This window comes from Pseudonocardia sp. ICBG1034 (assembly GCF_020131375.1).
GTDB lineage: Bacteria > Actinomycetota > Actinomycetes > Mycobacteriales > Pseudonocardiaceae > Pseudonocardia > Pseudonocardia alni.
In genome coordinates this window covers 1,360,128-1,384,446 of the sequence record NZ_JAHLEK010000015.1, presented here as the reverse complement: position 1 = coordinate 1,384,446, position 24,319 = coordinate 1,360,128, and the positions used below count along the sequence as shown (strand labels likewise).

Annotated in this window: 24 protein-coding genes; 4 read left to right on the top strand and 20 right to left on the bottom strand. The window is 74.2% G+C overall.

From position 1 onward, the window contains the following. Positions 1 to 29 precede the first annotated feature (29 nt). From KPF22_RS08040 to KPF22_RS08020, 5 genes are all read right to left on the bottom strand, one after another. Positions 30 to 377: a DUF6506 family protein gene (locus KPF22_RS08040; protein WP_224401622.1), complete on the bottom strand. Its 348-nt coding sequence runs from the start codon at positions 375 to 377 to the stop codon at positions 30 to 32. A gap of 115 nt (positions 378 to 492) precedes the next feature. Then, positions 493 to 888, bottom strand: coding sequence for a VOC family protein (locus KPF22_RS08035; RefSeq protein WP_224401621.1), 396 nt, complete (start codon positions 886 to 888; stop codon positions 493 to 495). Positions 889 to 1,082: 194 nt separating this feature from the next. Then, positions 1,083 to 1,742 carry an SDR family oxidoreductase gene (locus KPF22_RS08030; RefSeq protein WP_208822589.1) on the bottom strand — a complete coding sequence of 220 codons (660 nt, stop codon included), beginning with the start codon at positions 1,740 to 1,742 and terminating at the stop codon, positions 1,083 to 1,085. Further along, the gene (locus KPF22_RS08025; RefSeq protein WP_224401620.1) at positions 1,742 to 2,056 is read right to left on the bottom strand and encodes a hypothetical protein; all 315 of its coding nucleotides are present in this window, start codon (positions 2,054 to 2,056) and stop codon (positions 1,742 to 1,744) included. The genes KPF22_RS08030 and KPF22_RS08025 overlap by 1 nt, the downstream gene beginning before the upstream one ends. A gap of 207 nt (positions 2,057 to 2,263) precedes the next feature. Then, positions 2,264 to 2,665 carry a hypothetical protein gene (locus tag KPF22_RS08020; RefSeq protein WP_224401619.1) on the bottom strand — a complete coding sequence of 134 codons (402 nt, stop codon included), beginning with the start codon at positions 2,663 to 2,665 and terminating at the stop codon, positions 2,264 to 2,266. Between the two features lie 104 nt (positions 2,666 to 2,769). Between KPF22_RS08020 and KPF22_RS08015 the strand changes: the two genes are divergently transcribed. Further along, complete coding sequence (locus tag KPF22_RS08015; protein ID WP_178376269.1) at positions 2,770 to 3,549, top strand: isocitrate lyase/phosphoenolpyruvate mutase family protein; 780 nt, start codon at positions 2,770 to 2,772, stop codon at positions 3,547 to 3,549. Positions 3,550 to 3,595: 46 nt separating this feature from the next. Here KPF22_RS08015 and KPF22_RS08010 read toward each other — a convergent pair whose 3' ends face one another. The 5 genes from KPF22_RS08010 to KPF22_RS07990 are packed head-to-tail and all read right to left on the bottom strand — an operon-like array spanning position 3,596 to position 10,598. After that, a complete protein-coding gene (locus tag KPF22_RS08010; RefSeq protein ID WP_208822583.1) occupies positions 3,596 to 5,248 on the bottom strand; it encodes a GMC family oxidoreductase in 1,653 nt (550 codons plus the stop codon). 10 nt (positions 5,249 to 5,258) lie between these two features. Beyond that, positions 5,259 to 5,888, bottom strand: a complete 630-nt coding sequence (locus KPF22_RS08005) for a gluconate 2-dehydrogenase subunit 3 family protein (protein ID WP_208822581.1) — start codon at positions 5,886 to 5,888, stop codon at positions 5,259 to 5,261. A gap of 32 nt (positions 5,889 to 5,920) precedes the next feature. Continuing rightward, a complete protein-coding gene (locus KPF22_RS08000) occupies positions 5,921 to 7,444 on the bottom strand; it encodes an aldehyde dehydrogenase (protein WP_224401618.1) in 1,524 nt (507 codons plus the stop codon). Positions 7,445 to 7,488: 44 nt separating this feature from the next. Beyond that, positions 7,489 to 8,883 (bottom strand): phenylacetate--CoA ligase family protein, encoded by a 1,395-nt coding sequence (locus KPF22_RS32670; protein WP_280118216.1) that lies wholly within the window; start codon positions 8,881 to 8,883, stop codon positions 7,489 to 7,491. Then, positions 8,883 to 10,598, bottom strand: a complete 1,716-nt coding sequence (locus KPF22_RS07990) for a thiamine pyrophosphate-binding protein (protein WP_224401617.1) — start codon at positions 10,596 to 10,598, stop codon at positions 8,883 to 8,885. The genes KPF22_RS32670 and KPF22_RS07990 overlap by 1 nt, the downstream gene beginning before the upstream one ends. A 159-nt stretch (positions 10,599 to 10,757) precedes the next feature. Between KPF22_RS07990 and KPF22_RS07985 the strand changes: the two genes are divergently transcribed. Together KPF22_RS07985 and KPF22_RS07980 are read left to right on the top strand one after the other, a co-directional pair. Further along, positions 10,758 to 11,444 (top strand): GntR family transcriptional regulator, encoded by a 687-nt coding sequence (locus KPF22_RS07985; protein WP_208822574.1) that lies wholly within the window; start codon positions 10,758 to 10,760, stop codon positions 11,442 to 11,444. 101 nt (positions 11,445 to 11,545) lie between these two features. Further along, positions 11,546 to 12,862, top strand: a complete 1,317-nt coding sequence (locus KPF22_RS07980) for an MFS transporter (RefSeq protein ID WP_224401616.1) — start codon at positions 11,546 to 11,548, stop codon at positions 12,860 to 12,862. 324 nt (positions 12,863 to 13,186) lie between these two features. Here the strand turns inward: KPF22_RS07980 and KPF22_RS07975 are convergent, their stop codons facing one another. The 9 genes from KPF22_RS07975 to KPF22_RS07935 all read right to left on the bottom strand — a co-directional run bounded on the left by KPF22_RS07975 (position 13,187) and on the right by KPF22_RS07935 (position 22,193). Beyond that, on the bottom strand, positions 13,187 to 14,221 hold the full coding sequence (locus KPF22_RS07975; RefSeq protein ID WP_224402394.1) for a methionine synthase: 1,035 nt from the start codon (positions 14,219 to 14,221) through the stop codon (positions 13,187 to 13,189). A gap of 403 nt (positions 14,222 to 14,624) precedes the next feature. After that, the gene (locus tag KPF22_RS07970; RefSeq protein WP_224401615.1) at positions 14,625 to 15,086 is read right to left on the bottom strand and encodes a nitroreductase/quinone reductase family protein; all 462 of its coding nucleotides are present in this window, start codon (positions 15,084 to 15,086) and stop codon (positions 14,625 to 14,627) included. Positions 15,087 to 15,187: 101 nt separating this feature from the next. Further along, positions 15,188 to 15,649: a nitroreductase family deazaflavin-dependent oxidoreductase gene (locus tag KPF22_RS07965; RefSeq protein ID WP_224401614.1), complete on the bottom strand. Its 462-nt coding sequence runs from the start codon at positions 15,647 to 15,649 to the stop codon at positions 15,188 to 15,190. A 334-nt stretch (positions 15,650 to 15,983) separates the two neighbouring features. Continuing rightward, positions 15,984 to 17,066: a tRNA 2-thiouridine(34) synthase MnmA gene (mnmA, locus tag KPF22_RS07960; protein ID WP_224401613.1), complete on the bottom strand. Its 1,083-nt coding sequence runs from the start codon at positions 17,064 to 17,066 to the stop codon at positions 15,984 to 15,986. 3 nt (positions 17,067 to 17,069) lie between these two features. Then, on the bottom strand, positions 17,070 to 18,278 hold the full coding sequence (locus tag KPF22_RS07955; protein ID WP_208822566.1) for a cysteine desulfurase family protein: 1,209 nt from the start codon (positions 18,276 to 18,278) through the stop codon (positions 17,070 to 17,072). Between the two features lie 67 nt (positions 18,279 to 18,345). Beyond that, positions 18,346 to 19,455 (bottom strand): 1-acyl-sn-glycerol-3-phosphate acyltransferase, encoded by a 1,110-nt coding sequence (locus KPF22_RS07950; protein WP_224401612.1) that lies wholly within the window; start codon positions 19,453 to 19,455, stop codon positions 18,346 to 18,348. Then, entirely contained in the window at positions 19,452 to 20,228 is a 777-nt protein-coding gene (locus tag KPF22_RS07945; protein WP_374107467.1) for a GNAT family N-acetyltransferase, read from the bottom strand. The genes KPF22_RS07950 and KPF22_RS07945 overlap by 4 nt, the downstream gene beginning before the upstream one ends. A gap of 186 nt (positions 20,229 to 20,414) precedes the next feature. Then, positions 20,415 to 21,362, bottom strand: coding sequence for an electron transfer flavoprotein subunit alpha/FixB family protein (locus KPF22_RS07940; protein ID WP_224401611.1), 948 nt, complete (start codon positions 21,360 to 21,362; stop codon positions 20,415 to 20,417). A 45-nt stretch (positions 21,363 to 21,407) separates the two neighbouring features. Beyond that, positions 21,408 to 22,193, bottom strand: coding sequence for an electron transfer flavoprotein subunit beta/FixA family protein (locus KPF22_RS07935; RefSeq protein ID WP_224401610.1), 786 nt, complete (start codon positions 22,191 to 22,193; stop codon positions 21,408 to 21,410). 398 nt (positions 22,194 to 22,591) lie between these two features. On the opposite strand from KPF22_RS07935, the gene KPF22_RS07930 reads away from it, so the two are divergent. Beyond that, positions 22,592 to 22,888, top strand: a complete 297-nt coding sequence (locus KPF22_RS07930) for a hypothetical protein (RefSeq protein ID WP_062397226.1) — start codon at positions 22,592 to 22,594, stop codon at positions 22,886 to 22,888. A 7-nt stretch (positions 22,889 to 22,895) separates the two neighbouring features. Here the strand turns inward: KPF22_RS07930 and KPF22_RS07925 are convergent, their stop codons facing one another. After that, positions 22,896 to 24,308 carry an NAD(P)/FAD-dependent oxidoreductase gene (locus tag KPF22_RS07925; protein WP_208822555.1) on the bottom strand — a complete coding sequence of 471 codons (1,413 nt, stop codon included), beginning with the start codon at positions 24,306 to 24,308 and terminating at the stop codon, positions 22,896 to 22,898. Positions 24,309 to 24,319 lie beyond the last annotated feature (11 nt).

Sequence of the window (24,319 nt, the reverse complement as noted above, 5' to 3'; positions counted from 1 at the left end):
GCGGCCCGCCCGGCCGACTCTCGGGACCCTCACCCCGCGGGCGCGGCACCGGCCGCCGCGACGGCCGCGGCGCTCGCGTAGGCCGCGGCGGCCGGGATCTGGTCGGCGCCGAACACGACGTGCCCGACGGCGGCGCGGTCCCCGACGGCCGCAGCGACGGCGGCGACGTCACCGCTGCCGAAGCCGCCGCACAGCTCGACCAGGGTGACCCGCTCGTCGCGGACCAGGCCGGCGGCGACGACGGGCGCGTCCGCGGTCGACGCGACGGCGACGACCATCGAGCGCTGCCCACCGGACTCGAGCACGAGGCGGTCACGGTCGGGGTCGGCGCCGGGGTGCTCGAAGAGGTAGGCCCAGCGGGCCGGTTCGGTGGTCATGGGCCCATGCTCGGAGCTGAACCCCGCTCGAGGTCAAGCCCTGTTCGGGCACATCCGGCTCCGCCGAGGACCCCGCGCCCGCCCACGGGCCCGGTGGGCGGGCGTCGTAGCGGGGCTACGAGGCGAGGTGGAAGAACTCCAGGGCGTTGCCGTCGGGGTCCTTGAACGACAGGGCCAGGCCGTAGTCGGCCTCGACGATCCCGTCGTGGGCGATCCCGACCGAGTCCAGGTGGTCGCGCCACTGCTCGATCTCCGCCCGGTCCGCGACGCCGAACCCGACGTGGTCCATGCCCGGCCGGTCCGGGGCGAACGCGTCACCGGCGTCGACGGAGTCGTGCCGGGTCAGGCCGAGCAGCTGGCCCGAGGGCAGCGCGAACACGCGGCGGTGGAACGGCCCGTCGGACAACGTCATCGCGGGCTCGGAGCCGATCAGCTTCGAGTACCAGGGCTCGCTGACCTCCAGGTCGGTGACCGAGAGGGCGAGGTGGTGGATGGCGGGGAACTCGGGCACGGGACGACCTCCGGATCGCATGGCGGGACGTGCATGTTCCGGGTTCCCGTTCCACCCGATGATCAATCGCGCACGACCGTTCTGCGGGCCGCGCCGCACCGGCTCCCGAACCGACGCGGCGCGCCCGCCCCCGGCGCGGCGGGGTACGGCGGGCGGGGCACGACAGAGCAGGACGCCACAGGGCGGGGAGGGGGTCAGCCCGCCGCGTCGGCCGGGTCGCCGTGGCGCACGTCCACCGGCCACGCCCCGGCGGGCAGCCGGTGCAGCCGGGCGTAGTGCTCGGCGATGTCGTCCGGGTCGTAGGCGGTTCCCGGCGCGACCGGCCCGCACACGGTCACGGTCGCCGACCGCACCCCCCGCGGCCCGAACTCGGCGTCGAGCAGCTCGGCCAGCGCGCGCAGCCCGGCCTTGCCCAGCGACAGGCTCGTCAGCTGCGGGAGCGGGTGCGGCATGCCGGCCGTCATCAGGTAGCTGCCGCCGTCCCCGTCGGCCATCGCCGGCAGCAGCGCCGCGGCGGTGGTGACCGCGCCGCCGACGTTGACCGCCCAGGTGTCGAGCAACGTGGCCGCATCGAGCCCGGTGACGGTGTCGGTGCGGATCACCCCGGCGTTGTAGACGACGACCTCGGGCACCCCGAGCCGCTCGACCAGGCCGCCGAGGGCGGCGCGCAGCGCGGCCTCGTCGGCGACGTCGGCGGTGGCGCCGGCCGCCCCGTCGGGCAGGTCGGCGAGCAGACCGTCGACGGTGGACGACGAGCGGGCGAGCACCCCGACCGGGTGCCCGGAGCCGGCGAAGCGGCGGGCGACGGAGCGGCCGATGCCCGGCCCCGCGCCGACGACGAACACGGCGGCCATCAGGCGGGCCGTTCCGAGGCGGACCGCATCCCGGTCACCGCGACCGAGTCCGCACCGCCGCACCGCGCGCCGAGCTCGTCGCAGGCGCGGAGCCGGTCCACCGGTCCCGTCGGGCGGTGCACGGCGAGCCCGTGCCACGGCCGGAACGCGATCGGGTCGCCGGCGGACACCCGGCGCGACGGCGCGTGGGCGTGCTGCGGCAGGAACGTCGGCGTCGCGACGGTGACAGTGGTCGCGGACGCGCCGGAGGCGCCCGGCTCGGGCACGTCGGGCTGCCGCCGTGCGACGGCGTCGGTGCAGGGAATCGGTGGCACACCACCGGTTACCCCGTGATCAGGTCGCCCATCCCCCGGCACCGGCACGGGCGGCCCGTCACGTCGTCGCCGGCCACCGACGACAGCGCGAGGGCGAGCTCGGCGCCGTGCTCGCGCATCGAGGCCCTCACCTCCGCCGGGCGACGCCCCCTGCCGACCGTGCCGCGCGGGCCCCGCGGTGACCGGGCCGGGCGGTCGGCCCGCATGTCAGTGGACGTGGCAGACGTCCGGCGCACAGGCCGGTGTGGTGTCGGGACCGTCGAGCGGGGCGGGGCCCGGCCCGGTGACGGCGAGGATCACGAAGGCGGCCAGCCAGATCAGCCCGCCGGCCAGCCCGGCGATCGACAGCCCCGCGGCGGAGATCGCGGTGCGGGACCGGCCCGGGCAGGCGCGGACCGCGCCCAGGGTGCCGAGCACCAGACCGCCGATCGTCAGGACCACCCCGGCGGAGGCGAGGGCGAGACCGGTGACGGTCAGCGGCGACACCGCGGACAGCGCGATGGCGACGGCGACGAAGACCGAGCCCAGCGCTCCCAGGACGAGCGCGGACGACCCGAGGCCACCCCGCGGGGCGGTCGGGTGTCGGCTGTCGGGCCGGTCTCGGAGCACGGCACCAGAATCGGGGTCGGACGGCTCCACCGCTGTCAGGGACACGACAGATCCTCAGTTCTGGGTACGCGGCGGCGGACCCGGAACCGCCCTACGGTGACCCCATGACCTCCACCGCCGAGAAGGCCACGAAGCTGCAGGAACTGCACGCCGCGTCCGAGCTGCTGCTCGTCGTCAACGTCTGGGACGCGATCACCGCGAAGGTCGTCGCCGAGACGCCGGGCACGAAGGCCCTGGCCACCGCCAGCCACGGCATCGCCGCCTCCCGCGGCTACGAGGACGGCGAGAACATCCCGCGCGACCTGATGATCGCCGAGGTCGGGCTGATCGCGAAGGTCGCGGGCGACCTGCCGGTCACCGCGGACCTGGAGGCCGGCTACGGCGACCCGGGCGGCACCGTGGCCCGCGCGATCGACGTCGGCATCGTCGGGGCGAACCTGGAGGACCAGGTCAAGCCGCTCGCCGACGCCGTGAAGGCGGTCGAGGCGGCCGTGGCCGCGGCGGAGTCGGCGGGCGTGGACTTCGTGCTGAACGCCCGCACCGACGCGTTCCTCAAGGCGGGCGACAAGGACCCCGAGGCCGTCCTGGCGGACGCGATCGAGCGCGGAAAGGCCTACCTCGACGCCGGCGCGTCGAACTTCTTCGTGCCGGGCAAGCTCGACGAGACCCAGGTCGGACGCCTGGTCGAGGCGCTCGGTGAGCGCCGGGTCAACCTGATCGGCATCCCGGGGTCGATCCCGCTGAAGCGCGCGCAGGAGCTGGGCGTCGCCCGCGTGTCCTACGGGCCGTGGAGCCAGAACGTGGCGCTGACCGCGCTGGAGGACCTCGCCACCGACGTCTACGCCGGTGGTGGCCTGCCCGAGGGCACCCGCAAGCTGAACTGAGCGGCGACCGGGCCGGCGCCACGCTGCGCCGGCCCGGTCCCCGGTCTCACATGTCCGGCGCGTCCGCGTTGGACGGCGTCGTCGTCTGCGCGACGAGGGCGTCCCAGTTGCGCAGGATGTACTCCCCCGTGCGCTGGGACAGCGCGCCGATGGTGCTGGTCGGGTTGACCGCCGCACCCGTGGTGAGCGTGCTGCCGTCGCAGACGAACAGGTTCGGCACGTCCCAGGTCTGGCACCACTTGTTGAGCACCGAGTCGCCGGGGTTGTTGCCCATCCGGCAGGTGCCCATGAGGTGCCAGGCCGGCGGCGGGTAGAGCACCCCGGTGTCGTTGGTCTCGACCGCCCCGACCGCCCGCGTGGCCTCGAAGATCTTGTCGATCCCGTACTTCGCGAGCGCGATGTCGTTGGCGTGCAGCTCGTAGTTCACGTGCGCGGCCGGCAGGCCCGAGCTGTCGGTCACGTCGTGGTTCAGCGTCACCGTGTTCGTCTCCACCGGCAGGTCCTCGCCGAACATGAAGACCATGAGGTGGTTGGCGAAGTGCCCGTCGAAGAACTCGCGGTGCCGGTCCCCCCACGGCGCGGTGTAGCCGGTGTGCGTGCCCATCGCGGCGTAGGCCGGCCCGAAGCTGCGCGCCACCTGCATACCGAATCCGTTGACGAATCCCCTGCTCACGTCGGTGTGGTAGAACTCGTGGCTGTACAGGGGCGCGCCGAAGCTGCCCTTGTAACCCTCGATCGGTTCGTCGAACCACGAGTCGCAGAACGCGAACACGTGGTGCATCAGGTACTTGCCGACGATCCCGTTGGAGTTCGCCAGCCCGTCCGGGTGCCCCTTCTGCGCGCTCTGCAGCAGCAGCCGCGGCGACCCGATGCCGTTGGCCGCGAGCACCACGATCTTCGCCCGCACCTCGTGCCGGTCACCGGTGGTCCGGTCGATGTAGGTCGCGCCGGTCGCCTTCCCGTTCGCGGCGTTGATCTGCTCGACCCGGGCCATCGTGCGCAGGTCGGCGCCGTGCCGGATCGCGTAGGGCCAGTGGGCGTTGGCCGGCGTCGACAACGACCCGGTCGGGCTGCCCGACAGCTCGTTGCCCATCGCCTGGTCGGCCTGCCGGTTCTCCCGGTCCCGGGTGATGATCGCGTTGTCCGACGGCCACCAGTGCCAGCCCAGGTCACGCGAGGCCTTCGCGTACTTGAGCCCGAGCTTGCCCGGCAGCACCTCCGGGTCCCGCACGGCCTGCTTGCGGTCCGGGTAGGACGGGTCCCCGATCCGGCCGGAGATGCCGTAGATCTCGTCGTTCTCGTCGTAGAACGGGGCCAGGTCCTCGTAGCTGATGGGCCAGTCGATCGTGCCCTCGAGCCCGTGCTCGGTGCCCTTGCGGAAGTCGACGGGCTTGTAGCGCGGCCAGTGGCCGGCGTAGTGCATCGTCGAGCCACCGACGTTGTTCATCATGTACGGCGTCGTGACCCCGGTGACCGGGTAGTCCTCGGGCAACTGGCGCACGTTGGGGTCGTAGGCCCAGCCGCGCTGCTTCTCCAGCTCCCACTCGTCGTGGTAGTGCGGGTGCTCCTGGGGCGTGACCCACGGGCCCTGCTCCAGGCACACCACCTTCACGCCGGCCTTGGCCAGCTTCAGCGCGATCCCGGCCCCGCCCGGGCCGGCACCGATGATCAGGACATCGGTCTCCTCGTAGGCAGCCATGACGTACTCCTCACGTGGTCCAGGACAGCTGGGACAGGTCGACGCGCACGACGTCGTCGGTCTCGAGGTAGGAGCCGTTCTCCTGGGCCTGGGTCAGCAGGTCCTCGTCCCACGGCTCGGTGGTCTGCAGGTAGCCGTAGGGCAGCGGCGGACCGTGGTAGTCGCGCCCGGCGGGCAGGTTGCGGTTGATCGCCAGTGTCACCACGGGCCGGGAGTAGTAGCCGTAGTAGACGAGCGCGCGCAGCTGCTCGAACAGCGGGTCCTCGGCGGACTCCAGCGCGCCGATCGCCTCGGTGCGGGCGGCGGTGCCACCGTCCACGAAGGACTGCCCGAGCCGGTCGAGACCGACCTTGAACGCGTCCTCCTCGGCGAACGGGAAGTGCTTGTTCCGGTAGCCCGACGGCGTGACGTAGCGGCCGACGAAGGTCACCAGGTCGACCTCGCTCGCGGTGGGCCAGCGCGGGTCCGGCGGGATGAGGGTGTCGGCGACGGCGTTCAGCACGGCCGCCTGCTCGTCGCTGAACCGGACCGGGTGCAGCAGGCCGCCGATCCGGGGCCGCCCGGCCTCGAAGAAGCCGCCGGCCTCACCCGGGTTCGCGGTCTCCGCGGGTGCTCCGAAGGGAGCGGGTGCGTCGTTCATCGGATGCTCTCCTCTCTGGCGTGACGCCGGGGCTACAGGGGCGCGCCGGCCCAGTCGGACCCCGCCCGCAGCGACGGGTCGAGGTTGACGCTGATGTGCTTGACCTGCGTGTATCCGTGGACGGCCTCCAGGCCCTCCTCGCGGCCGGTGCCGGACTGCTTGTGCCCGCCGTGCGGCGTCATCGGCAGCTCGCCGAACCAGTCGTTGATCATCACGCCGCCGACCTGGAGCCGTCGCGCGGTGGACAGCAGCTTCTTGATGTCGCTGCCGAGCAGCACCGCGAACAGCCCGTAGATGGAGTCGTTGACGGCCTCGACGAGCTCGTCCTCGGTGCTCCAGGAGTGCACCGAGGCGACCGGGCCGAAGATCTCCTCGCGGGCGATCCGGGCGTCATGGGCGACGTCGACGAACACCGTCGGCTCGACGAAGTAGCCGCCCTCGGGGGCTCCGGCGGGGCGGCCGCCGCCGTAGTGCAGGGTGCCCTCGGTCTTGCCGATCTCGATGTAGTCCCGCACGCGGTCGTACTGCTTCTGCGAGACCAGCGGCCCCATCTGGGTGCCCTCGGCGAACCCGTCGCCGACCCGGGTCTGCTCCAGGCGCGCGGTCAGCTTCTCCAGGAACGCCGACCGGACGTCGGCGTGCACGAACAGCCGGGTCCCGGCGACGCAGACCTGCCCGGTGTGCGAGCAGAAGCCCTGCACGGCGGCCTCGACGGCGTCGTCGAGGTCGGCGTCGGGGAACACGATCGTCGGGGACTTGCCGCCGAGCTCCAGGTTGACCTGGGCGACGTGGTCGGCGCCGAGCTTGGCGACCGTCTTGCCGGTCTCGGTGGAGCCGGTGAAGGTGATGCCCGCGACGTCGGGGTGCGCGGCCAGCGACGCGCCGGCCTCGGTGCCGAACCCCGTGACGACGTTGAACACACCGTCCGGGAAGCCCGCCTCCTTGACCAGCTCGGCGAATTTGAGCGCCGACAGCGAGGTGTCCTCGGCGGGCTTCACGACGCAGGTGTTGCCGAGCGCGAGCGCCGGGGCGCAGGACCGCACCATGATCAGCAGCGGGTAGTTCCACGGCACGATGTGCGCGGTCACGCCGAGCGGCTCGAGCAGGGTGAACGACAGCTTGTTGCCGGGGACCTCGATGGTGCGCCCGCCGACCTTGTCGGCCAGGCTCGCCCAGTAGTCGAGCCACAGCGGGATCGCACCCATGAGCTCGCTCGCCTTGGCCAGGTAGTGGCCGGAGTCCAGTGCCTCCAGGCGGGCGAGCTCGTCGGCGTGCTCGGTGACCAGCGCGGCCAGGTTGCGCAGCAGCGCGGCGCGGGCCATGGCGTCGGTGAACTGCCACTCGACGGCGACGCGCTTGGCCGCGGCGACGGCGCGGTCGACGTCGGTGCCGTCGGCGCGCGGGACCTCGGCGATGGTGCGCCCGGTGTTGGGGTCGACGGTCGGGAAGGTCGCGCCGGCCGCGGCCGGGACGAACTGCCCGTCGACGAACATCGCCACCTGGTCGGCGGTGCGTGCGTCGGGGTCGAGGGCCAGTGCACGGGTGGTGACGGACATGCTCGGTGGCCTCCTTGCCACGGGGGGGTACAGGGATCGCCTGTTCAGGGACGCTTCGTGTGGTCGCGCTCGTCGACCACGCGGCGGGCCTTGTGCTCGCTGCGCTCGTAGGTGTCGGGGGCGACGACCTCCACCCCGACCCGCAGGCCGACGACGCGGTGCAGTCCGCTGCCGGCCGCGCGCTCGAAGCTCTCGGCGTGCTCGGGCGCGCACTCGGCGCGGACGACGATCTCGTCCATCGAGCCGGTGCGGGTGACGTGCACGCGGTGCTCGCCGCCGTAGCCCTCGATCTCGCGCAGGACGTTGTCGATCTCGGTGGGGTACACGTTCTCGCCCCGGATGTGGATCATGTCGTCGATCCGGCCGTAGACGCCGGCGGGCAGCCGCGGGTACGTGCGCCCGCAGCCGTTGGTGCCCATCTCCCAGCGGGTCAGGTCGTTCGACGCGAGCCGGATCATCGGCTGCGAGGTCCGTTCGAGGTGCGTGTAGACCGGGGTGCCCTCGGAGCCGTACGGGACGGTGCGGAAGGTGTCCGGGTCGCACACCTCGTGCCAGACGATGTCCTGCCACAGCAGCATCCCGTCCGGGCTGCCGGCCGTCGCCGACGCCGACATGAACGGCGTCATCTCGGCCATCGTCCCGCAGTCGACGACGCGGGTGTCGAACGCGGACTCGATCGCCTTGCGGACCGAGGGCACCGAGGCGCCGGGCTCGCCGGAGAAGAACATGACGTCGATGCCGAACTCGCGCGGGTCGACCTTCTCCTGCTCGGCGACCTCGGCGAGGCGCAGCGCGTAGGACGGCGTCGAGTAGAACGCCTTCGGCCGGGTGCGGGCGAGCCACTGCACGGCCCGCGCGGTCATCCCCGAGGCGCCGGCGCCGTAGGGGAAGACCTTGCAACGCAGCCGCTCCGCCCCGCTCATCGCGCCCCACGAGCCGAGGTAGAGCGAGAACAGCGCGGAGACGAACACGGTGTCGCCGGGCCGCACGCCCATCCCCCACAGGATGCGCGCGTGGTTGTCGGCGATGACCTCCCAGTCGCGGCGGCCCATGGCGAACGCGGTGGGCGTGCCCGTGGTGCCGCTGGTGCCGTGGATGTGGTGCAGCTCGGCGTCGTCGACGCAGACGTAGTCGCCGAAGGGCGGCGCGTTCTCCTGCGAGGCGCGCAGCTCCTGTTTGGTGACCACCGGGACCTGCTCGAAGGCCTCCCAGGTGGTGATGTCACCGATGTCGAGCCCGGCCTCGTCGTATTTGCGCCGGTAGAACGGCGAGCTGTCGTAGGCGTAGCGCAGGACCTCCTGCAGCCGGACCAGGACGGCAGCGTCGCGCTCGGCCGGGTCCATCGTCTCCCGGTGCGGGAACCAGTACGGGCTGTCCGGGTCGGGCAGGTAGCTCTGGTCGTACCCGGCCGGGAAGTGCCACTCCTCCATCTGTCCCATCAGGACCTCCTCCGCTCGATCTCGGCGTCGTTCCAGGGGGTGAGCGCCTGGTAGTCGGGGACCCAGCCCAGACCCTTGCCTGCGTCCGGGGACGGAGCGTCGCGGCTGGTCACGACGTCGATGACGGCCGGTGCGTTGGCCAGGGCCCGTGTGAGCGCGTCGGCCATCTGCCCGGGTTCGGTGACCCGCTCGCCGTGCGCGCCGAGCCCCTCGGCGAGCCGCGCGTAGTCGTTGTGCTCCAGCTCGGTGCCGACGACGAGGCCGTAGTTCTCGGCCTGGTCGTAGCGCTCGATGTTCCAGGCGGCGTTGTTGGAGACGATCACGACGATCGGCGCGCCGTGCCGGACCGCGGTGTTGACCTCCATCGCGTTGATGCCGAACGCGCCGTCGCCGGTGACGACGATCGCCGGGTGGTCCGGGCGGGCCAGTGCGGCGGCGATGGCGAACGGCACCCCCACACCCAGACAGCCGAACGCGCCGGCGTCGAGGTAGCGGGCCTGCGGCGGGACGCCGAGCCGGGCGAAGGACAGCAGGTCCCCGCCGTCGGCGACGACGGTGGCGCCGTCGAGGTCGATGTCGTGCAGTGCGGCGAAGATGTGGTTCGGGTGCATGCGACCGTCGTCGCCGGGCGGGGTGGAGGCGAGCTTGTCCCGGTAGCCCGAGGACCGCTCCAGGTGCGCCTCGCGCAGCCCGTCGCGCCAGGCGCCGTCACCGGCGGCGGTCTCGACCAGCTCGTCCAGTGTGGACGCGACGTCGGCGAGGATCTCGACCTCGCCGCGCCGGTTGTCGAACAGCTCGCTCGCGGTGTCGGAGATCCGCAGCCAGCGCGCGGCGGGGAAGGCCGCGGGCGAGCCGAAGCCGAGCTGGTAGTCGAGCTGGCGCCCGACGGTGATCACCAGGTCGGCCTCGCGCATGGCCCTGCTGCGCAGCGCGCCCACCACCGCGGGGTGGTCCTGCGCGACGAGGCCGCGACCCTCCTGGGTGTCGAGGTAGGCGGCGCCGGTCGCGTCGAGGAACCGGACGAGGGCCTCGGGTGCGGTGCGCGCACCCCGGCCGGTGATCACCAGCGGACGTTGTGCGGCGCCGATCAGCTCGGTGGCGGCCAGGACGTCGGCGGGGTGCGGGCGCGAGCGGCGCACCGGCGGCGGGCGCAGGTGGTCGTCGAGGACGACGGCGGTCGGCACGGTGTCGCGCAGCACGTCGGTGGGGATCTCGAGGTAGACCGGGCCGGGCTCGCCGGCGTCGCCGAGGGCGCGCGACCAGCCCTCGTCGAACTCACGCAGCACCTCGTCGGCGACGCGCAGGGTGCGGCTCTGCCGGGTGACCGGCGCGAGGATCGCAGTGTGCGCGATGTCCTGCAGCGGGTGCTTGTTGGCCTGCGGCCGCGGCGGGCAGCCGCCGATGAGGATCAGCGGGATCCGCGAGACCGAGGCGTTCGCGACGGCGGTGACGGTGTTGGTGACACCGGGACCGGCGGTGGCCAGCGCGATCCCCATCTCGCCGGTCAGCTCGGAGTGGGCGTGCGCCATGTGCACGGCGGCGGCCTCGTCACGGACGTCGACGATGGCGACGCCCAGCCGGGCCAGCTGGTCCCAGATCGGCTGGATGTGCCCGCCCTGCAGACCGAACACGCGGCGGACCCCGCGCTGGTACAGGAACCGGGCCACCAGTGCGGCGGCGGTGCGCGCCTCTTCGGGCGCAGGGTGCTCGGGCATCGAGCGGGCCTCCTCGGGCGACGACGACCGGGTGACGTACACCACCGACTGTGGGCATACTGAATTCAGAAGTCAACCGGAAGGACTGGAGTTCCTGCCGCTGGGTAAGCTCGATCCGTTGTCCCGCGGGACATCTCACGGCGCGAAAGGACCGGCCCGATGACCGCCCTCCCGGCCCCGCCCTCACGGGTGCAGCAGGTCTACGACGCGATCGTCGACGACATCTGCACCGGCAAGCTGACCCCGGGCACCCCGCTGCGCCAGGAGCAGCTGGCCGAGCGGTTCTCGGTCTCCCGCCAGCCCGTGCAGCAGGCTCTGCTGCTGCTGCGCAACCAGGGCATGCTGCGCGACTTCGGCCGCCGCGGCCTGGAGGTCGCGCCGGTCGACGCCGACTTCGTCCGCCACCTCTACGGACTGCGCGCGGTGCTCGACGGCTACGCCGCCCGCAGCGCGGCCGGGCGACTGACGGCGGACCAGGCGTCGTACGGGTTCTCGCTGGTCGCAGCCGGTCAACGGGCCGAGGCCGACAAGAACTACGCGGGCATGGTCGCCGCCGACATCGACTTCCACCGGTTCGTCACCGAGCACTCGGGCAACCCGCTGCTGGTCGAGAGCGCCGCGGTCATCTGGCGCAACGTGCAGCGGGTGATGGGCGAGCTCCTGTTCCGCGGCAGCGCCCCGCGCTGGGTCTGGGAGGACCATTCCGCGATCTTCGCCGCGGTCGTCGCCGGCGACGCGGAGCGGGCCGAGTCGCTCGCCCGCCGGCACGCCGAGCACGGCGAGCAGCTCATCCTCGAGGCACTGGCCGCCGAGCACGACAACGACGCCGGCACCGCCGCCTCCTGACCCGCCGCGGGGCACACGCCTCCGGCCTTCCGGTTGACTTCTGAATTCAGAATGCCGGAAGGTGTCGGGCGCCACACCCCTCAGCGTCGAGGAGTCCTGTCATGGCAGTACAGCCCGATCCCGCCTGCACCGCGGAGCGCCCTGAAAGCGACAGGGTGTACCGAAAAGTCGCACTGCGCCTCGTCCCGCTGTTGTTCGTCTGCTACGCCGTCTCGTACCTGGACCGGGTCAACGTCGGCTTCGCACGGCTGCAGATGGACGACGAGCTCTGGTTCTCCGACGCCGTCTACGGCATCGGGGCCGGGGTGTTCTTCCTCGGCTACATCCTGTTCGAGGTGCCCAGCAACATCGTCCTGCACAAGGTCGGCGCCCGGCGGTGGATCGCCCGGATCATGGTCAGCTGGGGACTGGTGTCCGGGCTGATGGCGCTGGCGAACTCGCCCGCAACCTTCTACCTGCTGCGGTTCCTGCTCGGGGTGGCCGAGGCCGGGTTCATCCCCGGCATCCTGCTCTACCTGACCTACTGGTTCCCGGCCCACCGGCGCGGGCGGATCACCGCGCTCTTCCTGGCCGCGATCCCGGTCGCGACGATCGTCGGCGGACCGCTGTCCGGCTGGCTGATGCAGGTCTTCGACGGCGTCGGCGACCTGCGCGGCTGGCAGTGGATGTTCGTCGTGGAGGCGGTCCCGGCGGTACTGCTCGGCCTGGTCGTGCTCCGCCGCCTGGACGACCGGGTGGCCGACGCGACCTGGCTGACCCCCGCCGAGCGCGACCTGGTGACCGCCGCCGTCGCCGCCGACGACGACGCGAAGTCCGGCGCGCACGCCTCCGTGCGCGGCACCCTGCGCAGCCCCGCAGTGTGGCTGCTCGGCGGGATCTACTTCGCCGTCGCGCTGGGGATCTACACGATCAGCTTCTGGCTCCCGACGATCATCTCCCGCAGCGGCGTGGAGTCCACCCTGGCCGTCGGGCTGCTGTCCGCCGTGCCCTACCTGGTCGCGGTGGTGGCGATGGTCGCCGTCGCCACGCACGGCGACCGCACCGGCGAGCGGCGCTGGCACACCACGGTCCCGACCGTCGTCGGCGGGCTCGGGCTCGTCGCGGTCGGACTGACCCAGTCGAGCACGGTGCTCGCCCTCCTCGCACTGACGGTCGCCGCGGCGGCGATCTCCAGTGCACAGGCCGCGTTCTGGAGCCTGCCCGCCGCGCTGCTGTCCGGCGTCGGGGCGGCCGCCGGGATCGCCCTGGTGAACTCGATCGGCAACGTCGCCGGAGCCGTGAGCACCTCGCTGGTGGGAGTGGTCTCCGACGCCACCGGGTCGACCGCGAGCAGCCTGTACCTGTTCGGCGGGGTGCTCGTCGCGGGTGGGCTGCTCGTGCTCGCGGTGCGCCCGGAGCAGGTGAACGGGCAGCGCTGACCGGCGCGGGACCCTCCTCCGCACGCTGATCCGCCCCGCGCGCGACGATCCACTCCCCGCGCGGTGATCCGTCCGGCGCGCGCGTGTCCGGACACGCGCGCGGCGCGGATCAGCGCGCGAGGAGTGGATCAGCGCGCGGGGCGGTGGTCCCCTCTGCCCCGCAATCCGGCCGCTGCACGGTGATCCGCCCGCGGCACCGTGATCCCTCCGCCGCGAGGTGATCCGCCCGGCGCGCGCGCCCGGACACGCGCGCGGCGCGGATCACCGCGCGGGGAGTGGATCAGCTCGAGGGGCGGCCCGGAGCGAGCGCAGAGCGCATGGGGGTCAGCGCTCGTCGGCGGGCGGGACCTCGTCGGGGTCGGCGAAGGCCTTCCCCAGCTCCCGGGACAGGGCGAGGGCGCGGTGTGCCCAGGCCGGGGTCGCCCCGGCGAGCCCGCAGGCGGGCGTCGGGACGGCGAGCCGGGCCAGCCGCGGCCGGTCGAAGCCCAGCCGGTCGGCGAGGTCGTAGCCGATGCGGGCGAGATCGCCGACCGCCGGTTCGCGGGCCGGCGCGGTGCCGGGCAGCAGCCCGAGGAACAGCGGGACACCGCTGTCCCAGGTCTCGCCGATCGCGTCGAGCGCGCGCGGCTCGGCGGTGGCCCCGGCGAACGCCGGCCGGGTCGCGTCGATCCCGACCGCGGCCGCACCGGTCCCGGCGAGCAGCCGGATCGGCGGGCGGTCCGCGCAGCAGTGCACGACGACGGGGGCGTCGATGCCGGCGATCAGGTCCCGGAGCAGGTCCTGGGCGTCCGGCGCGGCGATCGAGCGGACGGTGCCGTAGCCGGACGCGGTCGGCAGCGACCCGGCGAGCACGGCGGGCAGGCCGGGCTCGTCGAGCTGGACGACGACCGTCGCCCCGGTCCGCTGCGCCACCTCGGCGACGTGGGCGCGCAGCCCCTCGGTCAGGCTGGCGGCGAACTCGCGGACGGCGCCGCGGTCGGTGAGCACCCGGTGCCCGGCGGCGAGCTCGACCGAGGCGGCGAGCGTCCACGGGCCGGCGACCTGGACCTTCACCCAGGACGGGCGGATGCGGTCACAGGCGTCGTCGAAGGCGTCGAGGTCGCCGGACATCAGGTCGCGGGCCCGGCGCAGGTCGCGACCTGGACGCGCGGTGACCCGCCAGCCGGTCGGCACGACCTCGACGGCCAGGTCCACGAGCAGCCCGGCCGTGCGGCCGACGATGTCCGCGCCGACACCGCGGGCGGGCAGCTCGGGCAGCGCCGGGAACTCCGGGGTCTCGCCGGTGACCAGCGCACACGCCTCGCGGACGTCGGTGCCGGGCAGCGAGCCGACGCCGGTGCCGACGCCCGCGGGCCACAGGGCGCGGGGCGCGGCGGGCTCGGCAGGGGCGTCGTCGACGACCTCGATGCGCGGCGGGGGCGGGAGGGTCTCACCGGGACGCACGTCGCCGAGTCCGGCGGCGGCGAGCGCGGCGGCCAGCGGGTCGGTGGGGTCCGGGACGGTCACACCCCCAGTCTCCCCCCGTCACTCCGGACCGCCGCGGCCGACCCCGGGGCCCGCGGGGCGGCGCAGGATGGGCGGACATGATCGGCGGGAGTGGAGTGCAGGACACAGTGCTCTGCACTCCACGCTCCACTTTCGGCGATCACCACCGGGGCGGCGCCGGAAGGGGACCACAGGATGGACACCGCACGGGCGGCACGGGGCCGGCGCTGCGGGCGGTCGGCCCGCAGGGCCGGCACAGGGCCGTCGGCCCGCGAGGTCAGAGCTCAGGCGGTCGGTGCAGCGCGAAGACAGGGTGCCGCCGAGCCGCAGCGGTGAACTCGGCGTCGGTGGAGGCGGGACCGACGTCGTCGAACAGCATCCCGGCGGCCCGGCCGAGTCCGCGCACGTAGGCGCGCAGCACGGGGACGGCCGCCGCGGCGTCGAGCTCGGTGGCCGACACCGGCTCCGCTCCCCCACGACCGCGCAGCTCGGCGCTCCCGCCGGCCGCGCGCAGGTTGAGGACCCAGTCGGTCTCACCGCGAGGCGAGATGAGGTGGCGGGTCCCGTCGAGCAGGACCGGGGTCAGCGGGACGGTGCGGATCGTGCCACTGCGCCGGCCGCGGACGGCGAGCACGGCGGTGTCGCCCGGGGTGATGCCGCGCTGGGCCAGGGCCCCGACCAGCGGGTTGAGGATGCGGCGCACCACGATGCCGGGTGCCCGGTAGTCACGGTCGCTCATGGCGACAGCCTCTCACCGATCACGTCGTCCGTCGCTCCGGTGATCCCTCCTCCCGGAGCCCACGGCGACCGAGGGGGCGCTCCCGGCTCCGCAGAGAAGGATCATGCGGCCAGGACGAAGATCGGGTGGCGGTGGGCGACGGCGGCGAGCTCGGCGTCCGACGAGGAGGCGTCGACGCCGTCGAAGAAGGCCCCGACCTCCCAGGCCCAGCGACGCAGGTACTCCCGCAGCACCGGGACGACGGCGGCCGGCTCGGTCAGCTCGGTCGCGGCCACCCGCTCGGTGCGACGGCCGACGGTCAGCTCCGCCTCCCCCGCGACGCGCAGGTTGCGCACCCACTGGGTCTCGCCGCGCGCGGCGACGAGGTAGCGGGCGCCGTCGTGGCGCAGCGGGTTGACCGGCGTGGTGCGGACCTCGCCGGAGCGGCGGCCGCGGACGCCGAGCACCGCGGAGCCGGCGAGCGGGAGGCCGAGCCGGGTCAGCCCGGCGACCAGGGGGTTCATCACCCGGCGGGTGATGCGGCCGGGGGCGAGGTAGTGGCCCTGAGAGCGCTGGTTCGTCATGAGAGCAGTGTTCGCCATTCCTCGCACGAAAGCAAGAGCAGTGCTCTCGTTGCAGTCGGTGCAGCAGGGCGGGTTGCGCCGAGATGCAGGTCAGCGGGCTCGAACGGCTCCGCGCAGCCCGCTGGAGTGCATCTCGGCGCAGAGGCGATCCTGGATCAGGGCGCTCACGGCGCCGGCGGGCGCGGTGGGCTCCGGGGCCGGCGGCCGCGGCCGGCCGGGCCCGGTCCCCGTTCACGCGGTCCCGGCCCGGGCTGCCGCGATCAGGCGGAGGCGGGTCGGGGTGGCCGCGACCGGACGGGCCCGGGGCCGGTCAGGCGCCGCCGGGCGACCTCGGTCAGGCCGTCCCGGTGATCGTCGCCGACCCCAGGACGACGTCGCCGTCGTCGTCGGGGCGGTAGAAGGCGACGGCCTGCCCCGGGGCGACACCGCGCAGCGGTTCGGACAGCTCCACCTGCACGGCGGAGTCGAGCGGGGTGACGGTGGCGGGTGCGGTGCCGCCGTGCGCGCGGACCTGCACGACGCAGCCGAACGGTGCGTCCGGCGCCGAGCCCGAGGTCCACACGGGGGTGCGCGCGGTGATCGCGGTGACGTCGAGCGCGGTCTCCGGCCCGACCCGCACGGTGCCGCTGACCGGCTCGATGCCGAGCACGTAGCGGGGGCGGCCGTCGGCGGCCGGCCGGTCGATCCCGAGGCCCTTGCGCTGCCCGACGGTGAAGCCGTGCACGCCGTCGTGGGTGCCGAGGGTCTCGCCGGAGGCGGCGTCGACCAGCGCGCCGGGAGTGGTGCCCAGGCGGTCGGCCAGGAAGCCGCGGGTGTCGCCGGTGGGGATGAAGCAGATGTCGTGGCTGTCGGGCTTCCCGGCGACGCGCAGCCCGAGCCGGGCGGCCTCGGCCCGGATCTCCGGCTTGGGGGTGTCGCCGACCGGGAACATCGCGTGCCGCAACTGGTCGGCGCGCAGCACCGCCAGGACGTAGGACTGGTCCTTGCCCGCGTCGGCCGAGCGGCGCAGTACCGGCCCGGCCGGGTCCAGCCGCGCGTAGTGACCGGTGCAGACGGCGTCGAAGCCGAGGGCGAGCGCCCGGTCCAGCACGGCCGCGAACTTGATCTTCTCGTTGCAGCGCAGGCAGGGGTTCGGGGTCTCCCCGGCGGCGTAGGCGGCGACGAAGTCGTCCACGACGTCGCGGGTGAACTCCTCGGACAGGTCCCAGACGTAGTACGGGATGCCGAGGACGTCGGCGGCGCGGGCGGCGTCGCCCGCGTCCTCCTTGGAACAGCAGCCCCGTGACCCGGAGCGCATGGCGTCCCGGGTGCGCGACAGCGCGAGGTGCACCCCGACGACGTCGTGCCCGGCGGCGACCGCCCGCGCGGCGGCCACCGCGGAGTCGACGCCGCCGCTCATCGCAGCGAGGACCCGCACGGCTCAGCCCGTGACCGAGGCGGGGGTGCGACGGCTCGCGTTGCGGGCGCGCTCCACGACCGACCCGATGGCCCCGGCGACCGCGGCCACGTCGGCGGAGGTGCTGGTGTGCCCCAGGGAGAAGCGCAGCGACCCGCGGGCGGTGCACTCGTCGGCGCCCATCGCCAGCAGCACGTGGCTGGGCTGGGCGACGCCCGCGGTGCAGGCCGAGCCGGTCGAGCAGTCGATGCCGTGGGCGTCGAGCAGCATGAGCAGGCTGTCGCCCTCGCAGCCGGGGAACGACAGGTGCGCGTTGCCGGGCAGCCTGCCGGGACCGCCGTCGACCCGGGAGTCGGGGGTGTCGCCGTTCAGGACCGCGTCGGGCACCTCGGTGCGCACGACGCGGACCAGCTCGTCGCGCAGCCCGGCCAGGTGCACGCGGCGGCGCGGCGCGGCGGCCACCGACTCGACGACGGCCGTCGCCAGCCCGGCCAGCGACGGCACGTCCAGGGTGCCGGAGCGGACGTCGCGTTCCTGGCCGCCGCCGTGCAGCAACGGGGTGCAGGTGACCTCGCGGCCGAGCAGCAGCGCGCCCGCGCCGTAGGGGCCGCCGAGCTTGTGCCCGGTGAGGGTGAGGGCGTCGGCGCCGCTCGCGGCGAAGTCGACGTCGAGGACGCCGACGGCCTGCACGGCGTCGGTGTGGAACGGCACCCCGAACTCGTGGGCGACGGCGGCGAGCTCGCGCACCGGGTTGACGGTGCCGACCTCGTTGTTGGCCCACATGACCGAGACCAGGGCGTTCCCGTCGGGGTCCTCGGCGAGCGCGGCGCGCAGCGTCTCCGGGTGGACGCGGCCGGTCGCGTCGACCTCGAGCATCCGCAGCCGGGCGCCCTCGTGGGTGGCCAGCCACTCCGCCGCGTCGACGACCGCGTGGTGCTCGACGGCCGAGACCAGCACCCGGGTGCGGCGCGGGTCCGCGGCCCGGCGGGCCCAGAACAGGCCCTTGACCGCGAGGTTGTCGCTCTCGGTGCCGCCGGTCGTGAACACGACCTCGGACGGGCGCGCGCCGACCGCCTCGGCGATCCGCTCGCGCCCCTCCTCGACCGCGCGCCGGGCGCGGCGGCCCGACGAGTGCAGCGACGACGCGTTGCCGGTGCGGCCGAGCGCGTCGCTCATGGCGGCGACGGCAGCGGGCAGCATCGGTGTGGTCGCCGCGTGGTCCAGGTACGTCATCGGCCACCAGGGTAGACCCCGTCGTGACAGCGGTGCGTGCCGAACCCGTCGTGGACGACCGTCCGTCTCACACGGCCGTGGCGGTCGTGACCGGTCGCGGGTGACGGACCCGGTCGCGGGCACGGGCGGCCAGCGCGCGCCGGTCGGTGTGCGGGCCCGGCTCGACGAGCTCGCCCACGGTGACCTCGCAGACCAGGCCGGGCAGCCGCAGCACCCGTCCGACGGTGTCACCGAGGGTCTGCTCGCCGACGAACGCGGCGGCCGTCGTCGGCCGGCCGTCCGGGGTGGTGATCGCGACGGTGACCGGCCGGACCGGGGCACCCGCGTCGATCGCGGCCTGGAACGGGGCGCGCCGGTAGTCCCCGGAGATCGCGCCGCACCACGTCGTCGCCTCGGGGAAGACACCGACCAGCGTGCCGTCCCGCAGCGCGTCGGCGCAGGTCGCGACGGTGCCGGGGAGTCGGGACAGTCCCTCGCGGTGTACGAACAGGGTCCCGATGCGGGCCGCGAGCGCGCCGATCAGCGGCCAGTCCCGGACCTCCCGCTTGGCGAGCATGGTGACCGGGCCGATCGCACCGAGCGCCGGGATGTCGATCCACGACGTGTGGTCGGCCACGACCAGCGCGCCCCGCCCGTCCGCGGGCGCGAGCGGCCCACCGCGCACGACGAGCCGGACCCCGGCGGCGCGGAGCACCGCGCGGTGCAGCGCCCGCAGGACCGGGTCCAGCACGCGGGCGCCGAGCAGCGCGGCGGCCGGCACGACGGTCACGGCCACCGCCAGCACCGAGAGCAGTGCCGCGGTACGGCGGGCCAGGCGCAGCGTGCCGGTCGTCGCGCGCGGGGGCAGGCACTCCTGCGGGGTGCACGGCGACCATGCCGCCCACGGCCCGCCGGGACGCCGCGACGCGGGCGGTGCCGGCGGGTGCGTGGGGTGGTCGACGAGCGGGTGCACCGGGGTCCGCAGGGCGGCGCGGGCCGGGTGGTGCACGGCGCCACGGGGGTCCCCCACGACAGCCGGGACGACCGGGGCGGCCGGGGCTCCCGGCGGAGCGGACGACAGCACCGCGGCCCCGGCGGACGGGACGGGGACGGTGGAGGCACGGCCGCGCGGCCGGAACCGGCGGCGCGGGCGGAGGGGCGCGCCGGCGTCGCCCTCCGGCCCGGCGGCGAGGGTCATGCGCCCGTCACCCCGGCGGCGTCCTCGCCCAGGAAGAAGCGCAGGTAGCGCTGGTCGATGTGGTCCATCCCCAGCAGCACCGGGAAGTCCGCGACACCGAACTCCGGGTCGTGCGCAGGCGGCCCGCACACCCAGGTGTTCAGGCGCAGGTAGCCGCGCAGCAGCGGCGGGATGCCGCCGCCCCGGCCCGCGGGGGCGCCGGTCGGGTCCCAGGGACGGCGCGGGACGGTGCGGTACTCCTCGGGCGCGAGGTGCTTCGCGCGGACCCGGTCCCAGACCGCGGCGGCCTGGGTGCCGCCGTCGGCGAGGGAGACGCTGGCGCAGCCGATCAGCCAGCGGTGCCCGGTGAGCAGCATGTAGCGGGCGAGCCCGGCCCACACCAGCCCGACGACGGCGCCGCCGCGGTGGTCGGGGTGCACGCAGGAGCGCCCGGTCTCGACGATGCCGGGGCGCAGCGGGTCGAGGTTGGTGAGGTCGAACTCGCCGTCGGCGTAGAGGCCGCCCGCGGCGCGCGCCCGCTGCGGCGGGAGCATCCGGTAGGTGCCGACGATCTCGCCCGTGGCGTCCTCGCGGACCACGAGGTGGTCGCAGTGGGCGTCGAAGCGGTCGACGTCGCGGCCGGGGACGGGGCTGTCGAGCCGGGCGCCCAGCTCACCCGCGAACACCCGGTGCCGCAGCGCCTGTGCCGCGGCGACGTCGCCGTCGTCGGTCGTGAGGAGCAGGGAGTACCGCCGGGCCGCGGTCTCCGGGGTCGAGACGATCACCTGGTTCACACCCGGCTTGGTACCGGCCGGGTGCGACACCCGAGCGGTTGCGGACCGACACGTCGGTGGCGTCGGGGTGAACGGACCCGGACAGGTGTCGTCGCAGGCAGAAGCGGGTGAACGGGCCCCGCACACACGACGACGCCCGGGTGCAGGCGGCACCCGGGCGTCGACGCGGTGGAGGACCGGAAGGGGTCAGCCCTTGCGCTTGGCCACTTCCTCCTGCAGCTGCGGCGCGACCTTGAACAGGTCGCCGACGATGCCGAAGTCGGCGATCTCGAAGATCGGCGCCTCCTCGTCCTTGTTCACCGCGACGATCGTCTTCGACGTCTGCATGCCGGCGCGGTGCTGGATCGCGCCGGAGATGCCGAGGGCGATGTAGAGCTGCGGCGAGACCGACTTGCCGGTCTGGCCGACCTGGAACTGCGGCGGGTAGTAGCCGGAGTCGACCGCGGCGCGCGAGGCACCGACGGCGGCACCGAGGGAGTCCGCCAGGCCCTCGACGACGGTGAAGTCGTCGGCCGAGCCCACGCCGCGCCCACCGGAGACGATCACGGTCGCCTCGGTCAGCTCCGGACGGGACCCGCCCTGGATCGGCTCGCGGCCGGTCACGGTCGCGGCACGCCCGGACGGGGCCGGGACCTCGACGGTCTCGCGGGCACCCGCACCGGCGGCGGCCTCGATCTCGATCGAGCCCGGACGCACGGTGATGACCGGGTGCTCGGTGTTCGACTTCGCCTCGGCGGTGTAGGCACCACCGAAGATCGAGTGCGACACACCGTCGGCCGAGACGCCGACGACGTCGGACAGCAGCCCGGAGTTCGTCCGGACGGCGAGCCGACCGGCGACCTCCTTGCCGTTGCCGGTGGCCGCGAGCAGCACCGCGGCCGGGGACGCCGACCCGATGAGCGACTCCAGGACCGTCGTCTCCGGGGAGAGGAAGTCGGTGGAGTCGGTCTCGGCGACGTAGATCTTCTCGGCGCCGTGCTCGGTCAGGCCGTCGGCCAGCTTGTCCGCGGTGCCCGCGGGACCGACGACGACCGCCGACGGCTCGCCCAGCGCGCGGGCGGCGGTCAGCAGCTCGTAGGTGGTCTTCTTGATGTCGCCGTCGACGTGGTCGACGAGGACCAGAACCTCAGCCATGAGTCTCTATCTCCAAACGAAGAGGGAAGCCAGGAAGAACCGGGGTCAGATCAGCTTCTGGCCGACCAGGAACTCGGCGATCCTCGCGCCGCCATCGCCCTCGTCGGTGACCTTCTCGCCGGCCTGCTTCGGCGGCTTCGGCGACGCGGAGACGACCGAGGTCAGGGCGTTGGCCAGACCGACCTCGGAGGCGTCGATCCCGGCACCGGCCAGGTCCAGGGTCTGCACCGGCTTCTTCTTCGCCGCCATGATCCCCTTGAACGAGGGGTAGCGCGGCTCGTTGGACTTCTCCCCGATCGACACCACGACCGGAAGCTCCGCGGTCAGGTGGGTGACGCCCTCGTCGGTCTCCCGCTTGGCCTTCACCGTGGTGCCCTCGACCGAGAGCTCGTTGGCGTGGGTCAGCGACGGCACGCCGAGCAGCTCGGCGATCATCGCCGGGACCGCGCCGATCTGGCCGTCGGACGCCGAGTTGCCCGCGATGACCATGTCCCAGCCGTCGACGGTGCCGATCAGCTTCGTCAGCGCCTTCGCGGTCTGCACCGCGCACGAGCCGTGGATGGCCTCGTCGGACAGGTGCACCGCGGAGTCCGCGCCCATCGACAGGGCCTTGCGGATCGCGTCGGTGGCCCGGTCCGGGCCCATGCTCACGACGACGACCTCGGAGCCGTCGTGCGCCTCCTTCAGCAGCAGAGCCTGCTCCACCGCGCGCTCGTTGATCTCGTCGATCACCGCCTCGGCACCCTCACGGTCGAGGGTGTGGTCGGAGTCGGACAGCTTCCGCTCCGAGTAGGTGTCGGCCACCTGCTTCACCAGGGTCACGATCTTCATAGGACCTCTTCGACCTCCTGCCGCGGCGGCCTGCGCCCACGCGCACACCGCGTCGTCCTTCGTCGCGTCCCGTCCCGGTCGTCCCGGGGCCGGATCGTCTCGCGTCACCGTGACGGTGCTGCGCCGCGCGCTCTGGTCGGAGCGGGGGTGGGCCGCGGCGTCGCGCCCGTCGTAGCCGGTGACTCTGCCATTGCTGGTGCCGTAATGGCACGCCGTGCCACTGTGACGTTCATTGTTACCAACGAGTAGCGTCCCGGCAAACCGGGGCAGGTCGTGACCGTACTCACGCGCGGCCCTCCTCACCTGGTGCGCGCACGAGGTCACACGCCGCAACCCCTGATCGGGGGTCCGGTTTCGCTACCGTCGGCACCTCGCGCACTCGGCAGGAGGGAGCCGTCGTGCAGGTGACGGGGTTCGACGACCGTCTGGGGACCGGCTACGTGCTCAGCACGGGGCCGCACGCCGACGAGGACGTACCGGGCAGCCGGACCGTGGAGCACGGCGGTCGCACCGTCCGGGCCACCGACGGTCTGGCCGCGATGCTGGAGGACGCGCTGGTCCACCGGCCGACCACCCGTCTGGGGTGGGGCGGGCCGGAGGTCCCGCTGACCCTGGAGGACGCGACGCTGCTGGCGTGGCTGCGCCAGGACATCGGCGGGGTGGTGGCCGTCAGCGGGGAGCCCGAACCCGTCTGAGCCGCCCTCAGCGGCCCAGGTGGGCGAGCGCGCGACGCGCGGCGTGCGCGCCGCACATCCCGTGCGCACCCGGGCCGGGTGGCGTCGCGGCCGAGCAGAGGAAGTGGCCCGGCGCCCCCGTGTCGTAGGGCTGCAGCGTCGTGCGCGGCCCGAGCAGCAGCTGCCGCAGGTCCTTGGACCCGGTCAGGATGTTCCCGCCGACGAAGTTCGGGTTGCCCGCGAACGCGGCCGGGTCGGTGACCATCGTGCCCACGACCCGGTCCCGGAACCCGGGCGCGAACCGTTCGATCTGCGCGGTGACCGCCTCGGTGGCGTCGCCGGTGTACCCGCGGGGGACGTGCGCGTAGGCCCACACGGGGTGGACGTCGCCCGCCGACCGGGACGGGTCGGCCAGGTACTGCTGCCCGACCAGGACGAACGGCCGCTCCGGCATCCGGCCCGCGTGCACCTCGCGCTCGACGAGTGCGTTCTCCGCCGCCGACCCGACGACGTGCAGCGTCCCGGCCCGTCGCGCGTCGGGGTGTGTCCAGGGCACGCCGCCCGCCACCGCGTAGTCGACCTTGAACGCGGCCGGGCCGTGGCGGAAGCGCCGGTAGGCCCGCGCGACCCGTGCCGGCAGCCGGTCCCCCAGCAGGGCGGGCAGCCGGTCCGGGCCGACGTCCCACACCACGACGTCCGACGGCGGCAGCTCGTCCGCCGTCCGCACGTGCACCCCGGTCTCGACCTTCGCCCCGTGCTCGGCGAGCACCGCGGCGAGCGCGTCGGAGATCGCCCGCGACCCGCCCTCGGCGACGCCCCAGCCGTGCCGGTGCCCGGCGGTGAACAGGCCGAGCCCGATCGCCGAGGACAGCGGCCGGTTCAGCGGCCGGAACGCGTGCGACGCCGACCCCAGGAACAGCGCCCGTCCGCGCTCGGTGCGGAACGCCCTGGCCAGCACCTCCGCCGGGAGCACGGTGGGAGCACCGAACCGGGCCAGCAGCAGCGGGTGGCGCGGGATCCGCACCAGCGGGCCGAGGAAGTCCGGGGAGAAGGTGTCGTAGTCGCGCACCGGTCCGGTGAACAGCGCACGCCACAGCGCGCCGTCCGCCCCGAGGCCGGCCGCGGTGCCGGCGACCGAGCGGACCAGGACGCCGGCGTCGCCGCCGTCGAGGGGGTGGGCGCAGTCGACCTCCGGCAGCCGCCACCGCAGCCCGTACCGGTCCAGGCCCAGCTCCTCGAGCACCGGCGAGCCGACGGCCATCGGGTGCACCGCCGAGCAGTGGTCGACCAGCAGCCCCGGGACGATCGCCTCCACCGTGCGGGTGCCGCCACCGATCTCGTCGGCGGCCTCCAGCACGGTCACCGCCACCCCGGCGCGGGCCAGCAGGGCCGCGGCCACCAGCCCGTTCGGCCCGGATCCGACGACGGTCGCGGTGGTCATGGCGTCCTCCT

Coding starts and splice junctions, on each gene's coding strand:
- KPF22_RS08030 (WP_208822589.1), bottom strand. CDS start 1,742: ATGGCCGCCGTGTTCGTCGTCGGCGCGGGGCCGGGCATCGGCCGCTCC.
- KPF22_RS08005 (WP_208822581.1), bottom strand. CDS start 5,888: ATGAACGACGCACCCGCTCCCTTCGGAGCACCCGCGGAGACCGCGAAC.
- KPF22_RS07965 (WP_224401614.1), bottom strand. CDS start 15,649: ATGACGAACCAGCGCTCTCAGGGCCACTACCTCGCCCCCGGCCGCATC.
- KPF22_RS32670 (WP_280118216.1), bottom strand. CDS start 8,883: ATGGGACAGATGGAGGAGTGGCACTTCCCGGCCGGGTACGACCAGAGC.
- KPF22_RS07990 (WP_224401617.1), bottom strand. CDS start 10,598: ATGCCCGAGCACCCTGCGCCCGAAGAGGCGCGCACCGCCGCCGCACTG.
- KPF22_RS07940 (WP_224401611.1), bottom strand. CDS start 21,362: ATGGCTGAGGTTCTGGTCCTCGTCGACCACGTCGACGGCGACATCAAG.
- KPF22_RS07925 (WP_208822555.1), bottom strand. CDS start 24,308: ATGACCACCGCGACCGTCGTCGGATCCGGGCCGAACGGGCTGGTGGCC.
- KPF22_RS07955 (WP_208822566.1), bottom strand. CDS start 18,278: ATGACGTACCTGGACCACGCGGCGACCACACCGATGCTGCCCGCTGCC.
- KPF22_RS07970 (WP_224401615.1), bottom strand. CDS start 15,086: ATGAGCGACCGTGACTACCGGGCACCCGGCATCGTGGTGCGCCGCATC.
- KPF22_RS07980 (WP_224401616.1), top strand. CDS start 11,546: ATGGCAGTACAGCCCGATCCCGCCTGCACCGCGGAGCGCCCTGAAAGC.
- KPF22_RS07985 (WP_208822574.1), top strand. CDS start 10,758: ATGACCGCCCTCCCGGCCCCGCCCTCACGGGTGCAGCAGGTCTACGAC.
- KPF22_RS07950 (WP_224401612.1), bottom strand. CDS start 19,455: ATGACCCTCGCCGCCGGGCCGGAGGGCGACGCCGGCGCGCCCCTCCGC.
- KPF22_RS08010 (WP_208822583.1), bottom strand. CDS start 5,248: ATGGCTGCCTACGAGGAGACCGATGTCCTGATCATCGGTGCCGGCCCG.
- KPF22_RS08015 (WP_178376269.1), top strand. CDS start 2,770: ATGACCTCCACCGCCGAGAAGGCCACGAAGCTGCAGGAACTGCACGCC.
- KPF22_RS08000 (WP_224401618.1), bottom strand. CDS start 7,444: ATGTCCGTCACCACCCGTGCACTGGCCCTCGACCCCGACGCACGCACC.
- KPF22_RS07935 (WP_224401610.1), bottom strand. CDS start 22,193: ATGAAGATCGTGACCCTGGTGAAGCAGGTGGCCGACACCTACTCGGAG.
- KPF22_RS08040 (WP_224401622.1), bottom strand. CDS start 377: ATGACCACCGAACCGGCCCGCTGGGCCTACCTCTTCGAGCACCCCGGC.